Genomic DNA, 1,290 nt, shown 5'->3' with positions numbered 1-1,290 from the left:
CAAGCAGATGTCGCCGCCCCGTCACCAGCAAATCCACATCGCCCAAGCCGCGTACACGACGGCCGCACTCCACTGCAAGTCCGTGCGCATGCAGAAGCTGCTGCGCGCGCGTGCTGGCCTCTTGCTCGACCTGCTTGCCGTGGCGTCGTGCCGCAACCGCGCGCAGGCTGGCCTTTGCTCGGCGTGCCAGTAGCCAGGCTGCAAGCAGCAATACAGCACTGGCCAGCCGAATGGGTCTCGGAGATCGCATCCCAGACACTGTCGAAGGTCTCGATTTCGATTTCGGTTTCGGTTTCGGTTTCGCTCATGGTTTCGCTCGCATGATGCGCTCAAAGCGCTTGCGGGCCAGGTCGATGTCGCTCTTGGTCGTGGCCTGCGTCTTGTCGGCACCAGCGTGACGGCGACGGTTGTGCCCAGAGCTAGACTATATATAAATACAGTTAAGCGCCAGAATCCAGCCGGATAGCAACATGGCCGTCGCGTCACCGGGATGCGGACCTGCCCCATACTGCCGCCGCCATCCCGAGCAAACCGTCCTCTACCAAGTCGTCCAGCAGCACCTGGAGACCTACCTGGCGCTCGCAGGGGAAGACGACTGGGGCGGGCAGCGCATGCCGGCCTATGTCGAACGCGAATTTCGTCGTTACCTCGAATGCGGCATCCTCGCCTACGGTTTCGCCCGCGCCCGATGCCCGGACTGCGGGCATGACTTCCTGGTCGCGTTCTCATGCAAAGGACGGGGACTCTGTCCGTCGTGCAACGCCCGGCGTATGGCGGAGACCGCGGCGCACCTGGTCGATCACATCTTCCCGCCGCTGCCGGTGCGCCAGTGGGTCCTCTCGGTGCCCAAACGCCTGCGCTGGTACCTGGAGCGAGAGCCTCAGGCCGTCAGCGCCGTGCTGCACATCCTGCTGCGCGTCATCGAGGCCCATCTGCGCCAGAACAGCGACGCCGGCGCGCAGGCCCGCTTCGGGGCGGTGAGCTTCATCCACCGCTTCGGTGCCTCCCTCAACCGGCACGTCCATTACCATTGCTGCGTCATCGACGGGGTCTTCGAGCCGGCCGAAGATGCCGGTGATTTTCCGGAATCCGTCCGTTTTCGCCCCGCCGCTGAACTGACATCAGAGGCCGTCGCCGCCATCGCCGAGCAGGTGCGCGTGCGGGTGCTGCGCTGGTTCGCCCGCAGCGGGCTGATCGAGCCAGGGGATGTCCGCGAGATGCTCGCTTGGGAGAACAGCGGATTCTCACTCGATGCCGCGGTGCGCGTGGGCGCGCACGATCGCGCTGGGC

At 65.3% G+C, this 1,290-nt stretch carries 2 protein-coding genes; both read left to right on the top strand.

Features of this window, described 5'->3' with window-relative positions; genetic code table 11:
* Nucleotides 1-193, top strand: a 193-nt coding sequence (locus F2Q65_RS19820) for a hypothetical protein (protein ID WP_211354122.1), incomplete at its 5' end; no start/stop codon positions are given.
* A 277-nt stretch (nucleotides 194-470) separates the two neighbouring features.
* Nucleotides 471-1,290, top strand: an 820-nt coding sequence (locus F2Q65_RS19255) for a transposase zinc-binding domain-containing protein (protein ID WP_150095013.1), incomplete at its 3' end; no start/stop codon positions are given.

The organism is Thiohalocapsa marina (assembly GCF_008632335.1).
In the GTDB taxonomy this organism is placed as follows: Bacteria; Pseudomonadota; Gammaproteobacteria; order Chromatiales; family Chromatiaceae; genus Thiohalocapsa; species Thiohalocapsa marina.
Note: the sequence above shows the minus strand (reverse complement) of the source record. Positions and strands in the feature narration are given on the sequence as shown.